This is a genomic window from Brachybacterium halotolerans subsp. kimchii, from assembly GCF_020792675.1.
In the GTDB taxonomy this organism is placed as follows: Bacteria; Actinomycetota; Actinomycetes; order Actinomycetales; family Dermabacteraceae; genus Brachybacterium; species Brachybacterium halotolerans.
The window spans coordinates 1,959,726-1,983,337 of the sequence record NZ_CP086254.1 but is presented as its reverse complement, the minus strand read 5'-3'; the positions used below and the strand labels follow the sequence as shown (position 1 = coordinate 1,983,337).

Annotated in this window: 16 protein-coding genes; 10 read left to right on the top strand and 6 right to left on the bottom strand. The window is 72.6% G+C overall.

All coding sequences use genetic code 11. The features are described from left to right. Positions 1-20: 20 nt before the first annotated feature. From Bra3105_RS09030 to Bra3105_RS09000, 7 genes are read left to right on the top strand one after another with little or no spacing between them, the layout of a single operon-like run. Entirely contained in the window at positions 21-1,322 is a 1,302-nt protein-coding gene (locus Bra3105_RS09030; RefSeq protein WP_228359541.1) for an ABC transporter substrate-binding protein, read from the top strand. Between the two features lie 47 nt (positions 1,323-1,369). After that, complete coding sequence (locus Bra3105_RS09025; protein ID WP_228359540.1) at positions 1,370-2,308, top strand: carbohydrate ABC transporter permease; 939 nt, start codon at positions 1,370-1,372, stop codon at positions 2,306-2,308. Then, positions 2,301-3,245 carry a carbohydrate ABC transporter permease gene (locus tag Bra3105_RS09020; protein WP_228359539.1) on the top strand — a complete coding sequence of 315 codons (945 nt, stop codon included), beginning with the start codon at positions 2,301-2,303 and terminating at the stop codon, positions 3,243-3,245. Before Bra3105_RS09025 ends, Bra3105_RS09020 begins: the two co-directional genes overlap by 8 nt. A gap of 58 nt (positions 3,246-3,303) precedes the next feature. Next, positions 3,304-4,662: a Gfo/Idh/MocA family oxidoreductase gene (locus tag Bra3105_RS09015; protein ID WP_228359538.1), complete on the top strand. Its 1,359-nt coding sequence runs from the start codon at positions 3,304-3,306 to the stop codon at positions 4,660-4,662. After that, complete coding sequence (locus Bra3105_RS09010; RefSeq protein WP_228359537.1) at positions 4,659-5,942, top strand: Gfo/Idh/MocA family protein; 1,284 nt, start codon at positions 4,659-4,661, stop codon at positions 5,940-5,942. Before Bra3105_RS09015 ends, Bra3105_RS09010 begins: the two co-directional genes overlap by 4 nt. Further along, positions 5,939-7,414, top strand: a complete 1,476-nt coding sequence (locus Bra3105_RS09005; protein WP_228359536.1) for a tagaturonate epimerase family protein — start codon at positions 5,939-5,941, stop codon at positions 7,412-7,414. The genes Bra3105_RS09010 and Bra3105_RS09005 overlap by 4 nt, the downstream gene beginning before the upstream one ends. An 11-nt stretch (positions 7,415-7,425) precedes the next feature. Beyond that, complete coding sequence (locus tag Bra3105_RS09000) at positions 7,426-10,176, top strand: glycosyl hydrolase (protein ID WP_228359535.1); 2,751 nt, start codon at positions 7,426-7,428, stop codon at positions 10,174-10,176. Positions 10,177-10,226: 50 nt separating this feature from the next. On the opposite strand, the gene Bra3105_RS08995 is transcribed toward Bra3105_RS09000, so the two are convergent. Further along, a complete protein-coding gene (locus tag Bra3105_RS08995) occupies positions 10,227-11,549 on the bottom strand; it encodes a mannitol dehydrogenase family protein (protein WP_228359534.1) in 1,323 nt (440 codons plus the stop codon). Between the two features lie 80 nt (positions 11,550-11,629). Continuing rightward, complete coding sequence (gene uxaC / locus Bra3105_RS08990; RefSeq protein WP_228359533.1) at positions 11,630-13,057, bottom strand: glucuronate isomerase; 1,428 nt, start codon at positions 13,055-13,057, stop codon at positions 11,630-11,632. Between the two features lie 263 nt (positions 13,058-13,320). Between uxaC and Bra3105_RS08985 the strand changes: the two genes are divergently transcribed. Next, positions 13,321-14,358 carry a LacI family DNA-binding transcriptional regulator gene (locus Bra3105_RS08985; protein WP_228359532.1) on the top strand — a complete coding sequence of 346 codons (1,038 nt, stop codon included), beginning with the start codon at positions 13,321-13,323 and terminating at the stop codon, positions 14,356-14,358. On the opposite strand, the gene Bra3105_RS08980 is transcribed toward Bra3105_RS08985, so the two are convergent. Next, complete coding sequence (locus tag Bra3105_RS08980) at positions 14,346-16,661, bottom strand: alpha-L-rhamnosidase (protein ID WP_228359531.1); 2,316 nt, start codon at positions 16,659-16,661, stop codon at positions 14,346-14,348. The genes Bra3105_RS08985 and Bra3105_RS08980 overlap by 13 nt on opposite strands. Before the next feature lie 272 nt (positions 16,662-16,933). On the opposite strand from Bra3105_RS08980, the gene Bra3105_RS08975 reads away from it, so the two are divergent. Next, a complete protein-coding gene (locus Bra3105_RS08975) occupies positions 16,934-17,977 on the top strand; it encodes a LacI family DNA-binding transcriptional regulator (protein ID WP_228359530.1) in 1,044 nt (347 codons plus the stop codon). Between the two features lie 94 nt (positions 17,978-18,071). After that, on the top strand, positions 18,072-18,644 hold the full coding sequence (locus Bra3105_RS08970) for a hypothetical protein (RefSeq protein ID WP_228359529.1): 573 nt from the start codon (positions 18,072-18,074) through the stop codon (positions 18,642-18,644). 7 nt (positions 18,645-18,651) lie between these two features. Here the strand turns inward: Bra3105_RS08970 and Bra3105_RS08965 are convergent, their stop codons facing one another. The 3 genes from Bra3105_RS08965 to rhaI are packed head-to-tail and all read right to left on the bottom strand — an operon-like array spanning position 18,652 to position 23,577. Next, positions 18,652-20,301, bottom strand: coding sequence for a rhamnulokinase (locus Bra3105_RS08965; protein ID WP_228359528.1), 1,650 nt, complete (start codon positions 20,299-20,301; stop codon positions 18,652-18,654). Beyond that, complete coding sequence (locus Bra3105_RS08960; RefSeq protein WP_228359527.1) at positions 20,298-22,340, bottom strand: bifunctional aldolase/short-chain dehydrogenase; 2,043 nt, start codon at positions 22,338-22,340, stop codon at positions 20,298-20,300. Before Bra3105_RS08960 ends, Bra3105_RS08965 begins: the two co-directional genes overlap by 4 nt. 58 nt (positions 22,341-22,398) lie before the next feature. Further along, entirely contained in the window at positions 22,399-23,577 is a 1,179-nt protein-coding gene (rhaI, locus tag Bra3105_RS08955; protein WP_228359526.1) for an L-rhamnose isomerase, read from the bottom strand. Positions 23,578-23,612: the final 35 nt, after the last annotated feature.

The window sequence follows — 23,612 nt, the reverse complement described above, 5'->3', positions numbered from 1 at the left end:
CCCTGATCGAAGGAGATCACGTGCACACCCGACGCGAAGCCCTCGCCCTCACCCTCGCCGTGCCCACGGCGCTGACCCTGGCCGCCTGCGGCCCCAACCGCTCGAGCTCGGAGGCCTCGGGCGGCGACGGCTCCTCCGCCCTCCGGTTCATGTGGTGGGGGAACGCCGTGCGCGACAAGGCCACCCGCGGCGCGATCGACGCCTATGGCGAGGCCGAGTCCGATCTGAGCATCTCCGCGGAGCCGGCCGACTGGTCGGGCTACTGGGACAAGCTCGCCACGCAGGTCGCAGGCGGCGACATGCCCGACGTCGTCCAGATGGACGAGAAGTACCTCAGCGAGTACGGCAACCGCGGTGCGCTGCTCGACCTCGAGAAGGCCGGTCTGGAGACGGGCGACTTCGAGGACAGCTCGGTCGCGGCGGGTGAGGTCCCGGACAAGGGTCTGCTCGCCATCAACGCCGGCATCAACGCACCGGTGCTGCTCGCGAACGCCGCCGTGTTCGCGGACGCGGGCATCGACCTGCCCGACGACACCACCTGGACCTGGGACGACCTCGCATCCCTCGCCGCGGACATCACGCAGGCCACCGACGACGGCGTCTTCGGAGTCCAGCAGGTCGGCCTGGTCCAGGCGACCTTCCAGGTGTACATGCGCCAGCTCGGCAAGGACCAGTACTCGGCCGATGGTGCCGGCTTCGCGGCCGAGGACGCCGAGAAGTTCCTCGCCTACGCGAAGTCCCTGCAGGAGACGAAGGCCGCGCCCGACGCGTCCGTGTCGGTCGAGGAGGCCGGCCAGTCCGTGGACCAGTCCCTGTTCGCCACCGGCAAGTGCGCCCTCCAGGTCGCCTGGTCCAACCAGGTCGTCGCCTACGACACCGCCGCGGGCGGGAAGGTCCACGTGCTGCGCATGCCGTCGATGACCGGGAAGGCCGTCGACGCGCAGCTCTGGTACAAGGCCTCGATGTACTTCGCGGTCTCCGCGAAGACGACCGCCAAGGAGCAGGCCGTCGCCTTCGTCGACTGGCTCGTCAACAGCGAGGACGCGGGGAGGCTGCTGCTCGCCGAGCGCGGCGTGCCCGCCAACCTGACGGTCCGCGAGGCGATCGCGGACGACCTCACCGACGCCGACATCAAGGCCGTCGACTTCATCGAGTCGATCGCGGACGAGCTGGGCGACGCCCCCGTCATCACCCCGCAGGGCGGCGGCCAGTTCGAGGACATCCTCACGCGGTGCGGGGAGGACCTCCTGTTCGGCCGCACCGACACCAAGGCCGCCGGGAAGGACCTGCTGGATCAGCTCACGTCGGCGATCACCGTCTGAACCGGTCCCGGACCGGACGGTGAGGACCTCTCGAGGAAGGATGAGTGATGAGTGCTATCGGTGAGCTCACGTCCATGGCGAAGGGCCGTGGACGGGGCGGGGTGCGTGAGAAGCACCCGGACAACAAACCGGCCCTGGTGTTCATGGCGCCGTGGCTGCTGGGCCTGCTCGGGATCACCCTGATCCCGATGATCGCCTCGCTGTACCTCTCGTTCACGGACTACAGCCTGCTGGCCGCCCCCAAGTGGATCGGCCTGCAGAACTTCGTGGACATGTTCCACGACGCCCGGCTGATGACTTCGCTCAAGGTCACCCTGATCTACGTGATCGTGGGGGTTCCTCTCCAGCTCGCCCTCGCCCTCGCCCTCGCGGTCCTGCTCAACGAGGGCATCAAGGGGCTCTCGTTCTACCGCTCGATCTTCTACCTGCCCTCCCTGCTGGGCGGGTCGGTCGCGATCGCGATCCTGTGGCGCCAGATGTTCGGCACCGGCGGCCTGGTCAACCAGATCGCGGGCATGCTCGGCTTCACGAACCTGCCCGGCTGGATCTCCGACCCGTCCACCGCGCTGGGCACGATCATCCTGCTGCACGTGTGGACGTTCGGCTCCCCGATGATCATCTTCCTCGCGGGCCTGCGCCAGATCCCCCAGATGTACTACGAGGCCGCCGAGGTCGACGGCGCCGGACGCTGGCGGCGCTTCACCGCGATCACCCTGCCCCTGCTGACCCCGATCATCTTCTTCAACCTGGTCCTGCAGGTGATCAACGCCTTCCAGTCGTTCACCCAGGCGTTCGTCGTCTCCGGGGGCACCGGCGGCCCCTCCGACTCCACCCTCTTCTACACGCTGTACCTCTACCAGAAGGGCTTCACCCAGTTCGACATGGGTTACGCCTCCGCGATGGCCTGGCTGCTCCTGATCATCGTCGCGATCTTCACCGCCATCAACTTCTTCGTCTCCAAGTTCTGGGTGTTCTACGATGACTGATCAACTCACCACCAGCGGCCCCTTCCGCCCCGCAGGCGCCGACGCCGCCGCCGCGCCCGTCGGCCGCGGGCACCGCACGGACGACCAGGCGAAGACCCGTCCCCGCCGCACCCGGCGCGTAGGGCCGATCGTCCGCCACGCGATCCTCATCATCGCCTCGCTGGTCATGATCTATCCGCTGCTGTGGATGATCGTCAGCTCCCTGCGCCCCAACACCGAGATCTTCCGCAATCCCGGTCTGCTCCCGATCAGCTTCAACACCGAGAACTACGTCAACGGATGGAACGCTCTGTCCCAGCCGTTCTCCCACTACCTCATCAACTCGACCCTGCTGGTCCTGGGCTGCGTGATCGGGAACGTCATCGCCTGCTCCCTCACCGCCTACGCCTTCGCCCGCCTCAAGTTCTGGGGCCGGAACATCGCGTTCGCGGTCATGCTGATGACGCTGATGCTCCCCATCCACGTGGTCATCGTCCCGCAATACATCATGTTCTCCCAGACCGGGTGGGTGAACACGATGCTCCCGCTCATCCTCCCGAAATTCCTCGCGACCGATGCGTTCTTCGTGTTCCTCATGGTGCAGTTCATCCGGGGCATTCCCCGGGAGCTCGACGAGGCCGCCCGCATCGACGGCTGCGGACATTTCCGCATCTTCTTCCGCGTGATCCTGCCGCTGATGACGCCCGCGATCGCGACCACGGTGATCTTCACGTTCATGTGGATGTGGAACGACTTCTTCGGCTCCCTCATCTACCTCACCACGCCGGACAACTTCACCGTCCCGCTGGCTCTGCGAGCCTTCCTCGACTCCCAGGGCACCTCCGACTGGGGCGCCATGTTCGCCATGTCCGTCCTGTCGCTCGTCCCCCTCTTCATCGTCTTCCTCCTCGGCCAGAGGTTCGTGATCCGAGGATTCGCGACGACGGGGATCAAATGAGCGGGATGCGTCGGCCGCGCGAGGCCTGTTCCGTTCCAGACGTCCCGAAGGAGACCGCATGAGCACCCGCTACGGCCTGATCGGCACCGGTCATCGCAGCCAGATGTACATCGACGCGATCACCGGCCCCCATGCCGACGTCGCCGAGCTCGTCGCCCTGTTCGACACGAATCCCGGGCGCATGCAGTGGTATCGCGAGCACTACGCGGCGCTCGAGGGCGTCCCCGCCGTCGGCCCCGAGCACCTCGAGGACGTGATCGCCGAGCAGGGCATCGAGCGCATGATCGTGACCTCCATGGACCGGTTCCATGCCGAGCACATCGTGCGCAGCCTCGAGGCCGGGGCCGACGTCGTCGTCGAGAAGCCGCTGACGATCGACGCGGAGAAGGCGCGGATGATCGAGGAGGCCGTGCGCCGCACCGGCCGCAGCGTGACCGTCACCTTCAACTACCGCTACTCGCCGCGCAACAGCGCCCTGCGCAAGGTGATCGCCGACGGCCGGATCGGCACGCCGGTCTCGATGGTCTTCGAGTGGGTGCTGGACACCGCGCACGGCGCCGATTACTTCCGGCGCTGGCACCGCGACAAGGCGAACTCGGGCGGGCTGTTCGTCCACAAGGCCTCCCACCACTTCGACCTCGCCTCCTGGTGGATCGACGCCCACCCCCGGACCGTCTCTGCGCGCGGCGGCGTGCGCTTCTACGGCGATCGGGCGGCGCAGGAGAGGGGAGAGGGGCCGGCCGCCGAGCGCGGCACGCACGACGGTCCGCACGGTCCCTTCGAGCTCGACCTGCGCAGCGATCCCCGCCTGAAGGAGCTCTACCTCGACCAGGAGCAGCACGACGGCTACCGCCGCGATCAGGACGTCTTCGCGCCCGGCGTCACCACGGAGGACAACCTCACGGCGATCGTCGACTTCGACAGCGGCCTCACCCTGACCTACGCGCTGAACGCCCACAGCCCCTGGGAGGGCTACCGGGTCGCCGTCAACGGCACCGAGGGGCGCGTCGAGCTCGAGGTCGTCGAGCGCACGGCCGTGCTCACGAACCCCCGGCAGCGGGGCGAGGAGGACGGCAGGCCCGAGCGCGACGCGGTGGTCGACCCGAGCGCCGTGCGGGTGGACGACGAGGGCGAGGGGGCTCGCCGCGCCGGCGAGAGACTCGTCCTGCAGCGTCATTTCGAGACCGCCCAGGAGATCGAGATCCCGCAGGGAGAGGGGGCGCACGGCGGCGGCGACGCGCTCATGCTCGCCGAGGTCTTCCGCGGGCGCGCTCGCGGTGAGGGGGCGGATCCGCTGGCCCGCGCGGCCGACTGGCACGACGGCCTGCGCGCGATCTCCATCGGCATCTGCGGCAACGCCTCGATCGAGACCGGGCAGGCCGTCGACGTCGAGGAGTTCATGGGGATCGGTCGATGAGCGCGGGACAGGCGGGTGCGGCGCGGCCCATCGCGCTCATCGGCACGCGGGGCTTCGGCGCCGTGCACCTGCGGCAGATGGCGCCGCTGCGCGAGAGCGGGCGGATCCGCCTGGTGGGTGTCGTCGACGTCGCCGAGCCCGAGCCGGGGATCGGCGCCCCGTGGTTCCCGAGCCTCGCAGCACTGCTCGAGGGAGCCGACGAGGCGCCCGAGGTGCTGATCATCGCCACGCCCATCACCACCCACGCCGACCTGGCCCGAGAGGGCCTCGCCGCCGGCTGCCACCTCTACCTCGAGAAGCCGCCCGTGCCCTCCCTCGCCGATCACGAGGACCTGCTGCGCGCGGCGAGCGAGGCAGGACGCGCGGTCCAGGTCGGCTTCCAGGCACGCGGCGGAGGCGGAGCCGCGCGGATGCGAAAGCTGCTCGCCTCCGGCGCGCTGGGCGAGGTGCGCAGCGTCGACGCCTTCGGCGCCTGGATGCGCGACCGCGCCTACTACGCGCGCAGCCCCTGGGCGGGCAGGCGACGCATGGACGGCCGACGAGTGGCCGACGGCGTCGCCACCAACCCCCTCGCCCACGCCGTCGACCTCGCCCTGCAGATCGCGGGCATCTCCCGCCGGGGCGACATCGCGCGGATCACCACCGAGCTGCGCCGCGCCCACGACATCGAGGCCGATGACACCACCTACCTGCGGGTGGATCCCGCGGGCCCCGGACCCTTCGTCCAGGCGGCGCTCGTGACCACCGCGCCCTCGCAGAGCGACCCCTGGATCGAGATCCGCGGGGAGAAGGGGCGCGCCCGCCTCGAGTACACGACGGATCATCTCGAGCTCGTCGACGCCTCCGAGGTGCGCACGCAGGAGTCCCTCGGACGCAGGGATCTGCTCGTCGACCTCCTCGATCACCTCGATCATCCCGACCGCCTCTATCGTCCCGACCGCCGCGATCATCTCGACGACGGCGAGGACTCGTCCGCGCCGCTGCTCTCCTCGCTCGAGCGCACCGAGGCCTTCACCACCGTCCTCGAAGCCACCCAGAGCGGTCCCGACCCGCGGCCCATCGGCCCCGAGCACATCACCTGGGACGGAGAGGGCCAAGCCGCCCACCCCGTCGTCCGCGACATCGAGGACTGGATGGGCCGGGCGCTCCACGCCGGCGCGCCGTTCAGCCGCATCGGCGCCCCCTTCGCCGATCCGGACGCGGTCCACGAGACCACCGCGTCGGCCCTCGCGCCCCAGTACCGCCGCGCATCCGACCCCACCGGAGGAGAATCCCGATGACCCTGAGCACCGACACCCTGCAGGCCGACGTGGTCCGCACCCGCGAGCGGAGCAGCCTGCTGCTGCGCGCCGCCCGCCAAGCGGACCTGGCCGCGTTCGAAGGGACCGTCTCCGAGACGGCCGACGGGGCGGTCCTCGAGGGGCCGGCGAGCCACGCCAACGCGCTCGCCCTGCGTGCGGCGGTGCCGGCGCTGCGTCCGCGGCTCGTGAGCGGGCACCGCACCTCGGTGGGCACCGGCGACCGCACCGGCCTCGCGACCGCCGGGCAGTCGCGCGCCTTCGCAGAATCCGGCGGAGGAGTCTTCCCCGTGCTGGCCCAGCAGTCGATCCGCGAGATGGACCGGCTCGGGCGCAGCGCGCGCGAGGTCCTCGACGACGCGGTGTTCGGCCTGGTCGAAGCCGGATGGGAGCGCGGATACGGGGCGGACTGCGACCACATCAAGACCACCGAGGGCATCGACCGCGGGCTCGATGCCGGGTTCCGCATGTTCACCCTCGACCCCGGCGACATGGTCCAGGACGTCACCGGCGGCATCACCGATCAGCAGATCGACGACCTGCCCTGGGAGGCGCTCGAGGACACCCGGACCGATCTCCTCGCCCGCTACCGGGGCCTCGACATCGAGGCCGCGGGGGAGCGGATCGCGCCGTCGGACGCGGAGATCCTCACCGCCGCCGTGAAGTACGGCGGGGCGGTCGCCGAGGCCGCGCGCCTGCACCGCCACCTGCTCGCGCACGCACCCGAGGGCGCGCCCGGCGCGCACGGGGGCGAGCCCGCCGTGGAGGTCGAGATCGCGGTTGACGAGACGGCCTGGCAGACCACCTTCTTCGAGCACCACTACCTCGCGACCGAGCTCGAGAGGCTCGGCGTCAGCTGGTTCTCCTTCGCCCCCCGCTACGTCGACGGCTTCGAGAAGGGCCTCGAGTTCCGCGGCGACCGGGAGGAGCTGCGACGCAACCTCGAGGTCCACCACGCGATCGGCGAGCTGCACGGCGGCTACAAGATCTCGCTGCACTCCGGGTCCGACAAGTTCGCGATCTACCCGCTCGCCCTCGAGGCCACCGACGGGCTCGTCCACCTGAAGACCTCCGGCACCTCGTACCTGTGCGCCCTCGAGGTCGTGGCCGCGGCGAACCCCGAGCTGTTCGCCGCCGTCTGGGGCATCTCGCGGGAGGCCTACGCGCGGGCGAAGGCCTCCTACCAGGTCTCCGCGCACGAGGACCGCACCCCGAGCGAGCTCTCCGGCCAGGGCGCGGACGACCTCGTGCAGCTCGTGCGGGACAGCGACGACGCCCGGCAGATCCTGCACGTCGGCTACGGCGACTCCCTCACCGCGGTCCTTGCCGACGGGACCGCGCTGCGCGAGCGTTTCGCGGCGGATCTGCGCGCCCACCACGACCGGTACACCGGGGTGCTCGTCCCGCACATCTCGCGCCACCTCGCCTCCTTCGCCGCCGTGCCGGCGCGCTGACCGAGCGCGCGATGAGCGGGATCCGGGCGGGAGGCGGAGCAGGCACGGGTGACGGAGCAGGCACGGGCGGCGGAGCAGAGGCGGCAGACGGAGCGGGCACGGCGGACGCGGAAGCCCGCACCATCTCCGCACTGCGCAGCGGGTGGCAGGACCCGGATCCGGTCGACCGGCCGATGATGCGCTGGTGGTGGTTCGGGCCCGACCAGGAGCTCGGGGAGATCGACCGCGAGCTCGAGGCCATGGCCGCCGCCGGCCTCGGCGGCGCCGAGGTCGCCTTCGTCCACCCGCTGCGGGAGACGACGGACCGCTTCGGCTCGCCGCGGATGCTCGCGGCCCTGCGCCACGCCGCCGAGCGGGCGCGGGAGCTCGGCCTGCGGCTGGACGTGACGCTCGGCAGCGGCTGGTCGTTCGGCGGACCCCACATCGGGCCCGAGCACGCCTCGCGGCGCCTGCGCTGGGAGCGCCGCGAGATCTCCCCGGCGCCGCTGGACGTCCCGGCCCGGGGCACCTGGCCGGGCGACGACCTCGTGGGCGCCTATGTCGGGGAGGGCACGGCACCGGCGCAGTGGACGCACGTGCCTGCCACGCAGGGTGCCGAGGTGCTGCGGATCCCCGCCGGGCTCGGGCCCCGCACCGTGCTGCTGGCCTGGTCGGAGGTGACCAGGCAGCAGGTCAAACGGTCGTCGGCCGGGGCCGAGGGACCCGTGCTCGACCACCTCAACGCCGACGCGACCCGGCACCATCTCGACGTCGTGGGCGAGGCGCTGCTCGGCGCCGTGCCCGCCGCGCTGCTGGGCTCGGTGTTCTGCGACAGCCTCGAGGTGTACGAGGCGGGCTGGACGCCGCGGCTGCCCGAGGAGTTCGCGCGGCGCCGCGGCTACGACCCCGTGCCCGTGCTGCACCGCCTCGTCACCGAGGAGGCGGACGGCGAAGGGCCGGACACCGCGCAGCTGCGGATCGACATGGGCCGCACCCTCGGCGAGCTCGTCGAGGAGAACTTCCTGGCCGTGTGCCGCGACTGGGCCGCAGGCCACGGCGTCCCCTTCCGCGTCCAGGCCTACGGCGAGCCGCCGGTGACGCTCAGCGCCTACCGCTCGGCCGACCTCGTCGAGGGGGAGGGGGCGGGCTGGAAGGAGATCACGGCCTGCCGCTGGGCGTCCTCCGCCGCGCACCTGCTGGGGCACGGCGTGGTCTCGAGCGAGGTGTGGACGTGGGTGCACTCGCCCTCCTTCCGCGCGACGCCGCTGGACCTGCGGGCCGAGGCGCACGACCACCTGCTCTCGGGCATCACCCGGTTCGTCGGCCACGGCTGGCCGTACTCGCCGCCCGAGGCGCCGGGACTGGGGTGGCGCTTCTACGCCGCCGGAGCGCTGGACGACAGGAATCCGTGGTGGCCGGCGATGCCGGAGCTCACCACCTCGCTCGCCCGGCTCTGCGGGGCGCTGCGCCGCGGGGAGCGGGTCGCCGACGTGGCCGTGCTGGTGCCCGCCGACGACGCCCGCGCCGCCCACGCCGGCGGCTTCGACCTGTTCAAGGCCGCGCGCGACCTCATCGGCCCTCGGATCCCGGCGGCGATCCGCACGGGAGGCTGGGACTTCGACCTCGTGGACGACCCCGCGCTCGAGACCCTCGCACCGGACGCATATCCCGTGGTCGTGGTCGCCCGGGCGACGCGGATGCCGGAGCGGACGCGCGCGTGGCTCGACGCGGTGCGTGCGGCGGGCGGCACCGTGCTCGCCGTCGAGGCACCGGCGTGCCCTGCGCGGGAGCAGGTCTCCGAGACGGACCTCGGCGCGGCCCTGCGTTCCGCGCTCCCGCCCGATGTCGCCCTCCGCGGCGACGGCGGGGAGATCGGCACGGTGCACCGCAGGCTGGACGGCGGGGACCTGTACCTGGTGGCGAACACCGGCGGCGAGGTGCGCCGCGTCGCGATCATCCCGCGCACGTCCCGGGCGCGCTGGGAGCTCCTCGACCCGGACGACGGCGGACGCCGCGCACTCGCGGATCGGTCCTCGGCCGAGGCGGAGGGCGCGGAGGGCGAGGACGTTGGCAAGGACGAGGCCGGGGACGAGGGCGGCGTCGACGACGGGACGATCACCCTCGAACTGCACCCGTACCAGGCGCTCGTGCTGATCGGGAGCGACGACGAGCCGGACCGGACCGACGCGCACGGTGACGCGGCGTCGGTCGACGGCGTCGCGTCACGGGCGGAGCCGCACGCGCAGCTCGCCCTCACGGGGCCGTGGACCTTCACCAGCGCGGGGGACGCGGAGCGCGAAGTGACCCTGCCGCACAGCTGGGAGGGGGAGCTCCCGCCGGAGCGCTCGCGCGGCGACTACGAGATCGAAGTCCGGATCGGGGCGGAGCAGGTGCCGGCCGGCGCACGCGTCGAGCTCGACCTGGGGCCGTGCACCCCGATGCCTCGGCCGGACGGCGCGCAGGGCTTCCGCGCCGAGGTGCGACCGCCCGTGGGGGAGATCGCCGTGGTCGAGGTCGACAGCGAGCGGGCCGGGATCATCTGGCGGGCACCGCACCGCCTCGATCTCACCGACCGTCTGCGCCCGGGGACGCACCGGCTGCGGCTGACGGTGCTGACCACCGCGGCCGGGGCCTCGGCCGTCGACCCGCATGCGGGCCCGATGGTCGAGGAGTCCCGGAGGCTGTACGGCGACCGGTTCGCCCTCCAGGACCTCGATCGCACCCTCGAGGACGTCCACCGCGGCCTGCACGAGGTGCCGGTGCTGCGGGTCCTGAGGGGCTGAGGCCGGGCCCCGGACCCCGTGCCTCACGTCCGGGCCCCGGACCCCGGGCCTCAGGCCCGGGGCAGCGTCCCCTCGGCGGCGACGACCGCGTCCACGAGATCCTGCGGGGCGCCGCCGTCGATGACCATGTCGAGCAGGGCCTGCACGCGCGCCGTCGGATCCTCGAGGCGGGCGGCCCCGGAGATCTCGTCGGCCCGCGGATCCGAGAACGCCGTGCCCCTGGCGACGCGCCAGGTGACGAAGACGGTCCAGGCCGCGACGAGCGCGAGGGCGCCGGACGCCTGCGCGGGGCCGCCGCGGTCGGCGATCACGGGCAGAGCGCGCACCGTGAGCTTCACCGAGCCGTCGGCCGCTATCCGGTCCAGGGCGTCTGCCATGCGCGGGTTCTCGAAGCGCTCGACGAGCGCGGCCGTGTAGGCGTCGAGCTCCGCGGCGGGCAGGGGCAGGGTCGCGCGGGCGTCGGCCCAGAGGGCGTCGACCAGAGCACGCACGGCCGGGTCGGAGATCGCCTGGTCCACGCGCTCGTGACCGGCGAGCTGGCCCGCGTAGGCCATGAGGGAGTGGGCGCCGTTGAGCAGACGCAGCTTGCGCTTCTCGTGCACCTCGACGTCCTCGACGAGCTGCGCGCCCGCCGTCTCCCAGGCCGGGCGCCGACCACGGAACGCGTCCTGGACGACCCACTCGGTGAAGGGCTCGGTGACCACGGTCGCGCGGTCGGCGAAGCCCGTGGCCTCCTCGACGACCCGCTGGTCCTCGGCGCTCGCGGCCGGGGTGATCCGGTCGACCATCGTGGAGATGACGTCCACGTGGTCGTCGAACCAGTCGCGGGTGTCCGCGTCGGCCGCGGAGAGCACCGCCTCGCGCAGCACCTCCCCGTTGCCCGGCAGGTTGTCGCACGAGACCAGCGCGATCGGCTCCTCGACGCCGGCCTCGCGGCGCGCGCGCAGGCCGAGCGCGAGGCGCGCGGGGGCGGAGACGGCGGGGTCGTCGCCCGCCGCGTACCCCTTCTCGGTGATCGTCAGCGTCACCACGGACACCTCGGGATCCGCGCTCAGGCGCTGCAGGGCCTCGAGGTCGGACGCGGGGCGGACCTCGTCGAGGACGTCCAGAAGGCGCACCTGGTCGCCCTCGGCCCCGCGGACGACGAGGCCGTAGCGGTTCCCCTGCGCCTCGAGCGTCTCGGCGATCGCGGGGGAGCGGCCGGTGAAGGCGCTCACGCGCCACGCGTCCTCGCCCGCGCCGGCGTCCGCCGTGTACGGCAGCGTGTGGGCGCGGGAGAAGTTGCCGATGCCCAGGTGGACGAGGCGGCCGCCCGCGGACGGGGCGGCGCCGGCGGCGGATGCCGCGGCGTCAGGGGTGGACGGGGTGCTCACGGTGCTGACCTCCAGGAAGCGGTGCGGTGGCGAGGGTGCGGGCGGGCTGCGGTGCGGACGCCCGTGCGGGCGGCGCCGACTCAGCGGGCGATGGGCGGGTAGGCCGCGCGGGGGAGGGTGGTCGAGAGGTCGATCGCGACCTCGGTCGCCTCGTCCTCGCCCAGGCGATGCTCGGCGACCAGGTTCGCGAGGTAGCCGGCGTCCACGCGGCGCGAGAGGTCGTGGCGCGCGGGGATGGAGGCGAAGGCGCGGGTGTCGTCGACGAAGCCCGACATGTTGAAGAACCCGGCGGTCTCCGTGGCGAGCTCGCGGAAGCGGCGCATGCCGTCGGGCGAGTCGAGGAACCACCACGGGGCGCCGAGGCGCACCGAGGGGTAGGTGCCGGCGATCGGGGCGAGCTCGCGCGAGTAGACGGTCTCGTCGATCGTGAACAGGATGCAGTGGAAGCGCGGGTCGCGGCCGAAGCGGTCGAGCATGGGCTGCACGCCGCGCGCATAGTCCACGGGCACGGGGATGTCGTAGCCCTTGTCCTTGCCGTAGGTCTCCAGCACGCCCGAGTGGTGATCGCGCAGCACCCCGGGGTGGATCTGCATGACCAGGCCGTCCTCGCAGGACATCTCGGCGGTCATGAACAGCATGTGGGCCTCGAAGGCGAAGGCCTCCTCGCGGCTGGGCCGCTCCCCGGCGCGCACGCGGGCATAGAGCGCAGCGGCGTCGGCCGGATCCATCGGCGTCGTGTCGGCCCGCAGGTGCCCGTGGTCCGAGGCGCGCGCGCCGGCGGCGACGAAGGCCCTGCGGCGCTCGCGGATCGCGTCGAGGAAGCCCGAGAAGTCGCCCGTGTCGATGCCGGAGACCGCGGCGAGGTCGTCGACCTCCCGCGTCCATGCGGGGCCTCCGATCTGGAAGACCGCGTCCGGACGGAAGGTCGGGACCACGCGCTCGCCGAGGCCCTGCTCCGCGATGCTCGCGTGGAAGGCGAGGTCGGAGGTCGCGGGGTCCGTGGTCGAGATGATCTCGATGTCGAAGCGGTCCAGGAGCTGCTGGGGACGGAAGTCGTCGCTCGCGACGACCGCGGCGATCTGGTCGTAGATGCGGTCCGCGGACTCGGCCGACGGCATCTCGTGGACGTCGAAGACCTCGACCAGCTCGTGCTCGATCCAGTAGCGCGACGGGGTGCCCCGGTAGAGCTTCCAGTTCTCGCAGAAGGTGCGCCAGATCTTCCGGGAGTCGGACTCGACCGCGCCGCCGTCGCTGCGCGCGAGGCCCAGCGCGTCGTAGGAGATGCCCTGGGAGGCGAGCATGCGGGTCACGTAGTGGTCGGGCACGATCAGCAGCTGCGCGGGATCGGCGAACGGCGTGTTCTCCGCGAAGGCCTGCGCCTCCACGTGCCCGTGCATCGAGATCAGCGGAAGGTTCGCGACCTGCTCGTAGATCCGCACGGCGATGTCCCGCACCGCCGGATCCGCGGGCAGCGCGCGATGGGGGTGCAGGGTGAGCGACGTGGTCATGGGGTCTCCTCCTCGAGATGGCGACGACGGGGGCGCAGGGGCTCGGGCTGCGATCCGGCTCCGCCTCCGAGGCGGTTCCGGACGGGTGCCGGGGCGTGCGGCCCACCGGGATGCAATCGTTTGCAACGCGGGGCTCGAACGACTATATAGTGACCGTGCGCCCACCGCCCTCGAAACGGTTGCACGGTGATGCCGCCGCTTCGACGTCGAGGCCGCGACGCTTCGAGGGGGCACGAGAGCGGGCGAGCACGAAGGGGGAGCCGATGGTCGCGACGCTGCGGGAGGTCGCCGCGCGGGCGCAGGTCTCGGTCGCGACCGCCTCCCGCGCCTTCCAGCGCCCCGACATGGTGGGAGCGGCGACCCGCACGCGGATCCTCGAGGCCGCCCAGGAGCTCGGCTACGTCGCGAACTCCACCGCTCGCGCGCTGGTCACGGGCAGGCGCGACGTGGTGGGGGTGGTCGTCCCCGACCTGCTGAACCCCTTCTACCCGGCGGTGCTCAAGGGGGCCCGGGCACGCGCCCGCGCGCGCCGCGTGCAGCTGCTGCTGGCCGACGCCGAGGAGGAGCCCGAGGGCGAGCTGCCGCTCGTGCGGACGCTCGCCCAGCAGGTCGACGGGATCGTGCTGTGCTCGAGCCGCATGGACGAGGCGAGCCTGCGCGAGGCTGCGGGCCTCACCCGCCTCGCCCTGGTCAACCGCACCGATCCGGGCCTCCCGGGGGTGCTCGCGGATCCCGAGCCCGGCGTGGGCGAGGCCGTGCGGCACCTCGCGGAGCTCGGGCACACGCGCATCGGCTACGTGGGCGGCCCCGAGGCGAGCCGCTCGGACGCCGATCGGCGTCGGGCGATCGCACTGGCCTGCGGGGCAGGCATGGAGCAGGTGGACCTGGGGCGCTTCCCGCCGACGGCCGACGGCGGGGCGCAGGCCGCCGAGGCCGTGCTCGCCTCGGGCGTGGGCGCGGTGCTCGTCTACAACGACGTGATGGCGCTCGGGCTCGTCGACCACCTGCGCAGCCGGGGCGTCGACGTCCCGGGCGCGCTCAGCGTGATCGGCTGGGACGACATCGAGTTCGCGGGCATGCTCGCACCCGGGCTGACCACCGTGCGCGTGCCGCGCGCCGAGATCGGCGAGGCCGCGATCGACGCGCTGCTCGACCGCGGAGCGGGCGACGACGTGGTGCCGCTGCACCGCCTTCTGCCCACCGAGCTCGTGCTGCGCGGGACGACCGCGCCGCCTGCGCCGTCCGAGCGGGGTGCAGCGCCCCCGCCGGCGACGTCCGCCGCGCCGTCTCAGAACGCGTGAGAGCCGCCCACGACCTCCTCGACCCGGCCGTCGGGCAGGACGATCTGGGCGAGGATCCCCTCGGGGATCGTGACCTCGAGCCGGAACCCCTCGTCGGCCGCCGGGCCGTCGTGCGCTGGACCGTCGGCCCCCTCGGTGCTCCAGAAGACCTCGATGCGGCCGACCGGTGAGTCCAGCGCCCCGCGCGCCCGGTCGAGGCCCGGGCCGGGGGTCGGCTGGATGCGGATCCGGCGGTAGCCGGGCTCCGCGGCGCGGATGCCGAGGACGACCTGGTAGATCCAGTCGGCGACCGCGCCCAGGGCGTAGTGGTTGAAGCTCGTCATCTCGCCGGGGTTGATGGAGCCGTCGGGGAGCATCGAGTCCCAGCGCTCCCAGATCGTGGTCGCGCCCATCGAGACGGGGTAGAGCCACGAGGGGCACTGCTCCTCGAGCAGCAGGCGGTAGGCGTCCTCGACGTGCCCGGTCTCCGAGAGAGCCCAGGTGACGAAGGGGGTGCCGGCGAAGCCGGTGGAGACGCGGTAGTCGGCCGCGCGCACCACCTCGGCCAGGCGCGCGCCGGCCTTCTCGCGGGTCTGCGGCTCGAGCAGGTCGAAGGAGATCGCGAGCGCGTAGACCGTCGCGCAGTCCGAGGTGATCGTGCCGTCCTCGTGCACGTACGCGCCGGTGAACGCGGTGAGGACGCGATCGGCGAGATCCTGCCAGGAGGCGGCGTCCTCCTCGCGGCCGATGAGATGGGCGGCGCGGCTCGCGAAGCGCGCGGAGCGCACCAGGCACGCCGCCGCGACCACGCCCTTGTCGGCCTTCGCGTCGGCGGGGGCGTGCGGGGAGGCGTCCGGATCCAGCCAGTCGCCGAACTGGAACCCCGTGTCCCACAGCCCGCTCGGGGAGAGGGCCTTCTCGACGCTGCGCAGATGCAGCACCATCCCCGGGTACTCCTCGCGCAGGCGCTCGAGGTCGCCGTAGGCGTTCCAGAGGGCCTCGGGCACCCAGACCGCGGCATCGCCCCAGATCGCGGTCGCCCCGGCCCATCCGGCGGCCTCGACCTCGGGGTCGTGGTGGGCGAGCTTGAGCAGGTCGGGGATCACGAACGGGACCCAGCCGTCGGGGTTCGCCGCGGTCTCCGCGGCGAGATCCAGCAGCCAGGCGTGCAGGAAGTCCGCGACGTCGAACTGGAAGGCGGCGGTCGCGGCGAAGGCGGCGATGTCTCCGGTCCAGCCCAGGCGCTCGTCGCGCTGCGGGCAGTCCGTGGGGACGGCGAGGAAGTTCCCGCGCTGCGACCAGACCGAGTTGCTCACCAGCTGGTTCACCCCCGGATGGGAGCTCTCGAACCAGCCGGTGCGGGTGATGTCGGAGCCGACGACGACGGCCTCGATGTCCTCCGCGGCGAGCTCGCCGGGCCAGCCGGTGACCTCCGCGTAGCGGAAGCCGTGGAAGGTGAGGGTGGGCTCGAAGAACTCGCCCTCGGGATCCCCGGCCAGGACGATGCGGTCGGTCGCCTCGGCGCCGCGCAGGGGACGGGTGCCGAGCTCCTCGTGCTCGAGGACCTCCGCATGGCGCAGCGTGATCTCGGTGCCGGCGGGGCCGGTGACCGAGAAGCGGAGGAAGCCCACGAGGTTCTGCCCGAAGTCCAGCAGCGTCCGGCCCGACGGCGAGGTCCAGATGCGTTGCGGCGCGAGTGTCTCGTGGCGGATGATCAGCGGCGAGGTCTGCGGTATCAGGGTCGCGCGATCGATCTCGACGACCCGCACCGGCTCGGGGGCCGACGGGGCGACGCGGCGGTCCTCGCGCTGGCCCTGGTAGATGTTCGCGAGCTCGATGCCCGTCAGGCGCGACGTCCAGGACTCGTCGGTGCGCAGGTACTGGACCGTGCCGTCGGCGAAGACGACCTCGAGGACCGCGAGCAGGGCGAGATCGTCCCCGTAGTTCGCATGGGCGTTCTCGAAGCCCAGGTCGCCGCGCCACCAGCCGCCCGCGAGGGTCACGTCCAGGCGCAGCGCCGGGGCGTCCGGGTCCTCGATCGGGGCCTCGTGGACGAGGTCCGTGACATCGAAGGCGGGCACTTGGAGGCGCCGCTCGTAGACCGTCCATCCCGGGTTGAGCAGCGAGTCCGTCACGGGGAGCCCGTTCAGCGCGGCCTCGAAGACGCCGTGGGAGGTCGCATGGAGGGTGGCACGGGTGACCTGATCGGCATCCTGCGCGAGGGTCAAGGCACCGCTCAGGACCGGCAGGCGGCCGGTGTCCACGGGCGCGGTGATCGCGAGCGAGTCCGCGAGGAGATCTGCGGGAGTGGTGGCGGAGGACATGAGGGCTGCTCCTGCGGAGGACGACGGTGTCGGGGCCGCGGCGTGCCCGGCGCGGTGCCGTGCGGGACGCGGTGCGGTGTCAGTCCACCACGGTTGATGAAACGTTGCAAGAGTGGTGCGGCATGTGGGTCGATGGGCGCGTGCCTTCGTGCGCGTGCGGGACCGGGGGTGTGCCCGCGGGCGGGACCGCGTTCGGCTGCGTGGGCGGGACCGCAGGGCTCCTCGCCGGGATCCCGCCGGTCATGGGTGCGTCGTGGGGTAGCGTCGGCCCCGTGGGGAACTCGCGACCGGTCGGCATGAAGGACGTGGCCCGTGCGGCCGGGGTGTCCGTGGGCACCGTCTCGAACGTGCTGAACCGTCCCGACATCGTCTCCGCGGACCGTCGGGCCCGCGTCGAGCAGGCCATCGCCGAGCTCGGCTACGTGCGCAACGACGCCGCGCGCCTGCTGAAGATGGGGCGTTCGCGGACCGTCGGCGCGATCGTCCTGGACTCGACGAACCCCTTCTATGCCGACCTCGTGCACGGCATGGAGGCCGCCGCCGAGGACTCCGGGCTCGCCGTGATCGTGGGCAGCTCGGGCAACAGCGCCGAGCGCGAGAAGCTCTACCTCTCCCTCTTCGAGGAGCAGCGCGTGCGCGGCATCCTCCTCGCCTCCGCGGGCACCGACCGCGAGCTGGTCCGCTCGATCGTCGACCGCGGCACCCCCGTGGTGATGGTCGAGGACGAGGGGGAACGAGGCTCGGGCGGACGCTCGGGCGGGGGCGCCGGCGGCTCGACCGTCTCCGTGGACGACGTCGAGGGAGGACGCCTGGCCGTCGCCCACCTCGTCGAGGGCGGTGCGCGGCGCCCCGCCATGGTCTTCGCCCGCGGGGACCTCCATCAGGTCTCCGCCCGCATCGAGGGCGCCGAGGCCGCCGCCGCGGAGGCCGGGCTCGAGCTCGAGCTCATCGAGGCCGACGACCTCAGCGTCCTCGCCGGGCGCGCCGCCGGCTCCGAGATCGCCGAGCGCTCACCTGGGGACCGGCCCGACGGTGTGTTCTGCGTGAACGACCTCGTGGCCGTCGGCATGATGCAGGCCTTCGCCTACGAGGCCGGGATCGCCGTGCCCGATGAGATCGCGATGGTCGGCTACGACGACATCGCCTTCGCCCGCAGCACCGTGGTCCCGCTGACCTCCATCGCCCAGCCCTCCGAGCTCATGGGCCGCACGGCCCTCGCCCTGCTCGAGGAGAAGATCGGCGCCGGGGCCGACGCCGTGGACCGGCACGTGCGCTTCAGCCCGGAGCTGGTGCGGCGCGGGTCCTCGCGCGGATGAGCACGGTCCCCGTCGCACCTCGATGACGGTTGCCATGGGCCGGGAGTGACAGGGAACGGATCCGGCGCGCCCGCCGGATCGGCAGGATCGACCCATGACCACCGAACGACGCGTCTTCGCCGGCCTCACCGTCTTCATGGGACTCATGACGACCGCCTGGTCCTCCAACGCCCTGGAAACGCTCCCCGTCATCGCCGTCATCGGCATGGTGCTCGGAGGGCTCGCCGTCATCATGGGCGCGGTCGCCCTGGTGCGCGGCCGACGGGCTCCCCGGAGCGGGGGCGGCCGACCCCGGTCCGCACGGCGCGACAGGGAGCGCGGAGGGCTCGTCTCCGGCCGGGCGGCCGGGATCTTCGCCGGCATCGAGGTGCTCGTGATCCCGCTCGTCTGCGTCCTGCTGGGCAGGACAGGGCACGGCGCCCTGGTCGTGCCGGCGGTCGCCTTCATCGTCGCGGCGCACTTCGCCCTGTTCCGCCTGGTCCAGGCCCACATGCTGCACGTCGCCGCCGCGCTGGTCGGCTGCCTGGGGGCGGATGCGGCGATCGTGCTCGTCCTGCGCGGGGATCTCGACCCGGCCGCCGGACGCGCCCTCGCCGGTCTCACCCTCGCCGCCTGCACGGCCGCCTACGCGTCGGTGTTCGCCCGTCAGACGTGGCGGAGGGCCTGAGCGGTCCTCACCGAGCGCTCGATACCGAGGTCCCTCCGGGCGCGAACACCTCCAGCTCCACGCTCGCGCGGACCAGCTCGCGGATCGAGCCGCGGCGGTGGGAGATCGCGCCGAGGGCCCGGGCCTGCAGCGTGAGGTTCCCCAGTGCGGTCGCCTCCATCGGCCCCGCGACGACCTCGATGCCCAGGGCGTCCGCGGTCAGCTGGTTGAGCAGGCGGTTCCGGCTGCCGCCGCCCACCACGTGCAGGCGCTCCGGCAGCGGGCGGCGCGCCAGACGGCACGCCGCGTGCAGCTCGTCCCGATAGGTCTCGGCGAGGGATTCGAGGATGCAGCGCACCAGCTGGGCCGGGGTGCGCGGGCGCTCCTCGTCGCCGCCGATCACGCGGGCGGCATCGGCCACGCGGTCGGCCATCCGGCCCGGGGCGAGGAAGCACGGGTCCGTCGGGTCGATCCGGAACCTGTCGCCGGGGATCGCGGCCGCGGCGGCGAGCAGGTCGTCGAGGTCGATGCGCGCCCCGGACTCCTCCCACTGCGCGATCGACTCGCTGACCAACCACATCCCCGCCACGTTCTTGAGGAAGCGGAACGTGGAGTCGACGCCGCGCTCGTTCGTGAAACCGGCCCCGCGGGCCGCCTCGGTGAGGACGGGCGACTTGAGCTCGAGGCCGATGAGCGACCAGGTGCCGGAGGAGATGAAGGCGACGGGGTCGTCCTCCGCGGCGGGGACGGCGAGCACGGCCGAGGCCGTGTCATGGGAGCCGACGGCGATCACCGGCACCTCACCGATGCCCAGCTCGCGCGCGAGGTCGCTGAGGACCGTGCCGACGCGCTCTCCGGGCCGGACGAGCGGCGCGAACTGCTCCTCCGTGATGCCCGCGGCCCCCAGCAGGTCGGGGGACCAGGCGTTCTCACCTGCCGCGAGCATCCCGGTCGTCGAGGCGTTCGTGAGCTCCGTGCGGCGCTCGCCGGTGAGCAGGAGGGCGAGCAGATCCGGGACCAGCAGCGCCTGCGAGCCGTCGGGGGCATTCGCGAGGCGATCGTCGACGGCGAGCTGGTAGAGGGTGTTGAAGGGCTGCTGAGCGATGCCGGTCAGCGCGAACTGCCGCCCGACGTTGACGCGGTGGGCGACGCTCTCCGCGGCGCCATCGATGCGATCGTCGCGGTAGGCGATCACCTCGCCGATCCGCTCGCCGTCGGGGCCGACGAGGGCGTAGTCGACGGCCCACGAGTCCACGCCGATCGAGGCGATCCCGTCCGCGCCGAGGTCCCGTGCGAGACGCTCGGCGGCCGTGAGCCCCTGCCGCACCTGCTCCCACAGGGCATCGATGTCCCAGCTCAGATGACCATCGCGTCGTTCGAGGCTGTTCTCGAAGCGGTGCGCGGCGTGCAGGTCGAGGCGACCGGTCTGGTCGTCGTTGTGGTCGTCGCCGCGGCCGCCGTCGCCGCGGCCGCCGTCGTCGGTCGCGGCGGAGGGCGACGGGTGCAGAAGACCGACCATCACGCGTCCCGAGGTCGCGCCCAGGTCGATCGCGGCCAGGGCGAGCGGCCGATCGTCGGCCCGTGGGCGCGCCCCGTCCGCCCCTGCTGCCTGCAGTCGCGCCCCGTCGGCCCCGTCCGCCTGCGCGCGCGCCCCGTCGGACGCCGGTCCCGGGCTCATCGCAGGAACGCGGCCGCGACCCCCGCGTCGACGGGGATGTGCAGACCGGTGGTGTGGGCGAGGTCGCCCGCGGTCAGCACGAACACGGCGTTCGCGACGTTCGCGGGGAGCACCTCGCGCTTGAGCAGGGTGCGCTGGGCGTAGAACTCGCCCAGCTCCTCCTCCTTGACCCCGTAGACCTTCGCGCGGCTCGCGCCCCAGCCGCCCGCGAAGATGCCGGAGCCGCGCACGACCCCGTCGGGGTTGATGCCGTTGACGCGGATCTGGTGGCCGCCGAGCTCGGCGGCGAGCAGGCGCACCTGGTGGGCCTGATCGGCCTTGGTCGCCGAGTAGGCGATGTTGTTGGGCCCCGCGAACACGGAGTTCTTCGAGGAGATGTAGATGATGTCCCCGCCCATGGCCTGGTCGATCATCACCCGGGCCGCCTCGCGGGAGACCAGGAAGCTGCCGCGCGCCATCACGTCGTGCTGGAGGTCCCAGTCCTTCGCCGTCGTCTCGAGCAGCGGCTTGGAGAGGGAGAGCCCGGCGTTGTTGACGATCAGGTCGATGCCGCCGAAGGGGAGCACCGCGTCGGCCACCATCTGGACCACGGACGCCTCGTCCGAGACGTCGGCCCGCAGGGCCACGGCGCGGTCCGGTCCGCCGAGCTCCTCGGCGACCGCCTGTGCGTTCTCCAGGTTCAGGTCGGCGATGACCACGCAGGCGCCCTCGGCGACGAGCCGCTCGGCGGTCGCCTTCCCGATCCCGGATCCGGCGCCGGTCACGAGCGCGACGCGGGTCGCGAGCGGCTTGGGCTTCGGGCGGCGCTGGAGCTTCGCCTCCTCGAGCGCCCAGTACTCGATGCGGAACTTCTCCGCCTCGTCGATCGGAGCGTAGGTCGAGACGGACTCGGCGCCGCGCATCACCCGGATCGCGTTGACGTAGAACTCGCCGGCCACGCGTGCGGTCTGCGCGTCGGCCCCGAAGGAGAACATGCCCACCCCCGGGACCAGCACGATCGCCGGGTCCGCGCCGCGCATGGCGGGGGAGTCCTGTGAGGCGTGGCGCGCGTAGTAGGCGGCGTAGTCCGCGCGGTAGGCCTCGTGCAGCTCACGCAGGCGCGCCACCTGCTCCTCGGTCGAGGCGTCCGATGGCAGGTCGAGGACCAGCGGCTTGACCTTCGTGCGCAGGAAGTGATCGGGGCACGACGTGCCGAGCTCGGCGAGGGCCGCGAGCTTCTCCCCGGCCAGGAGCTCGTGGACGTCCTCGGTGTCGGTCCAGTGGCCGATCATCGGCGCATCGGTCGAGGCGAGCCCGCGGATCACCGGGAGCAGCGCTGAGGCCCTCGCGCGGCGCTCGTCCTCGGGCAGCGCCTCGCGGGACGCATCGTGCGCGCCGAAGGGATCGGCGGCGCCGTGGGCGTCGAGATATGACTGGGCATCGCGGATGATCCGCTCGGAGCGCTGCTGGGCCGCCTGCGAGGTCTCTCCCCAGGCGGTGATGCCGTGGCCGCCCAGGATGCAGCCGATGGCCTGCGGGTTCGCCTCCTTGATGGCCGCGATGTCGAGGCCCAACTGGAAGCCGGGCCGACGCCACGGCACCCACACCACGTCGTCGCCGAAGATCTCGCGGGTCAGGCGCTCGCCGTCGGCCGCGGTCGCGATCGCGATGCCCGCGTCGGGATGGAGGTGGTCCACGTGCGCGGCGTCGACGAGGGCGTGCATCGCGGTGTCGATGCTGGGTGCGGCGCCGCCCTTCCCGAACAGGCAGTGGTCGAAGGCCGCGACCATCTCGTCCTCGCGCTCCACGCCGGGGTAGACGTCGCGCAGCGCGCGCACGCGGTCCAGGCGCAGCACCGCGAGGCCCTTCTCCTGCAGGGTGCCGAGGTCGCCGCCGGAGCCCTTGACCCACAGCAGGTCGACGTCCTGGCCGGTCACGGGGTCGGTGTCGGTGCCCTTGGCCGACGTGTTGCCGCCGGCGAAGTTCGTGGTGCGCGGGTCCGCGCCCAGCTGGTGGGAGCGCTCCAGGAGCGCGTCGATGGTCTCGCGGGCAGTGGTCATGAAGATTCTCCTGTCGAGGATGCGGAGGGGAGACGGGGTCCGGCCGACGGGCGAGGGGTCAGGCGCCCCAGCCCATCTGGTCGCCGCCCACGCGCTCGGCGGCGACCTTCTCCTCGTAGCCGCTCGCGCGGAACGCCGCGAAGGGATCGGCGGGCAGGCCGCGCTCCTCGCGGAAGGCCGCGAGCGCCGGGCGGACGTCGGTCCAGAAGGCGTCCATGAGGATGCCGTTCGCCTCGAGCACGTCGTTGCGGCGCTGGGCGTCGGCGAGGGCCTCGCGGTCCACGAGCAGCGCCTTGGCCAGGGCCTCCTGCACGTTCATCACGGAGCGGATCTGGCCCTGGATCTTCGACTCCAGGTTGTGGCACTGGTCGAGCATGAAGTTCACGCCCGACTCCGGCCGGTGTGCGCCCTGCTGCACGATCTCGAAGAGGATCCGCACCAGCTGGAACGGATCGGCGGCCCCCACGATGAGGTCGTCGTCCGCGTAGTTGCGGGAGTTGAAGTCGAAGGCGCCCAGGCGCTGCTGGCGCAGCAGCTGGGCCACGATGAACTCGATGTTGGTGCCGGGCGCGTGGTGGCCGGTGTCGAGCACCACCATCGCCTTCTCGCCGAGGGCGAGGCAGTGCAGCAGGCTCGTGCCCCAGTCCGGGACGTCCGTGTGGTAGAACGCCGGCTCGAAGAACTTGTACTCGAGCACGAGGCGCTCGTCGTCCGCGAGGCCCCCGTAGACCTCCTGGAGGGACTCGGCGAGGCGGTCCTGGCGCTCGCGGATCGAGTCCTGGCCGGCGTAGTTCGTGCCGTCGGCCAGCCAGATCTTCAGCTCCTTCGAACCGGTCGCCCGCATGACGTCGATGCACTCGAGGTGGTGGTCGATCGCCTGGCGGCGCACGGCCTTGTCGCCGTGGGTGAGGGAGCCGAACTTGTAGGTGTCGTCCTGGAAGGTGTTCGAGTTGATCATGCCGACGGTGACGCCCTGCTCGCGGGCGTAGTCGGCCAGTGCCCCGAAGTCCTCGACCCGGTCCCACGGGTAGTGCAGCGATACCCGCGGGGCGGCGCCGGTGAAGGCGTGCGTCTGGGCGGCGTCGGCGATCTTCTCGTACGGGTCGCGCGGAGTGCCGGGCGTCGTGAACACCTTGAAGCGGGTGCCGGAGTTCCCGTAGCCCCAGCTGGGCACCTCGATCGAGAAGTCGGCGAGGTCGCGGGCGATCGGGTCGGGGAGGGCGGTCAGCTGGGTCATGGGGAGGTCTCCTTCGCGGGTGGAGCGGTCGGGCG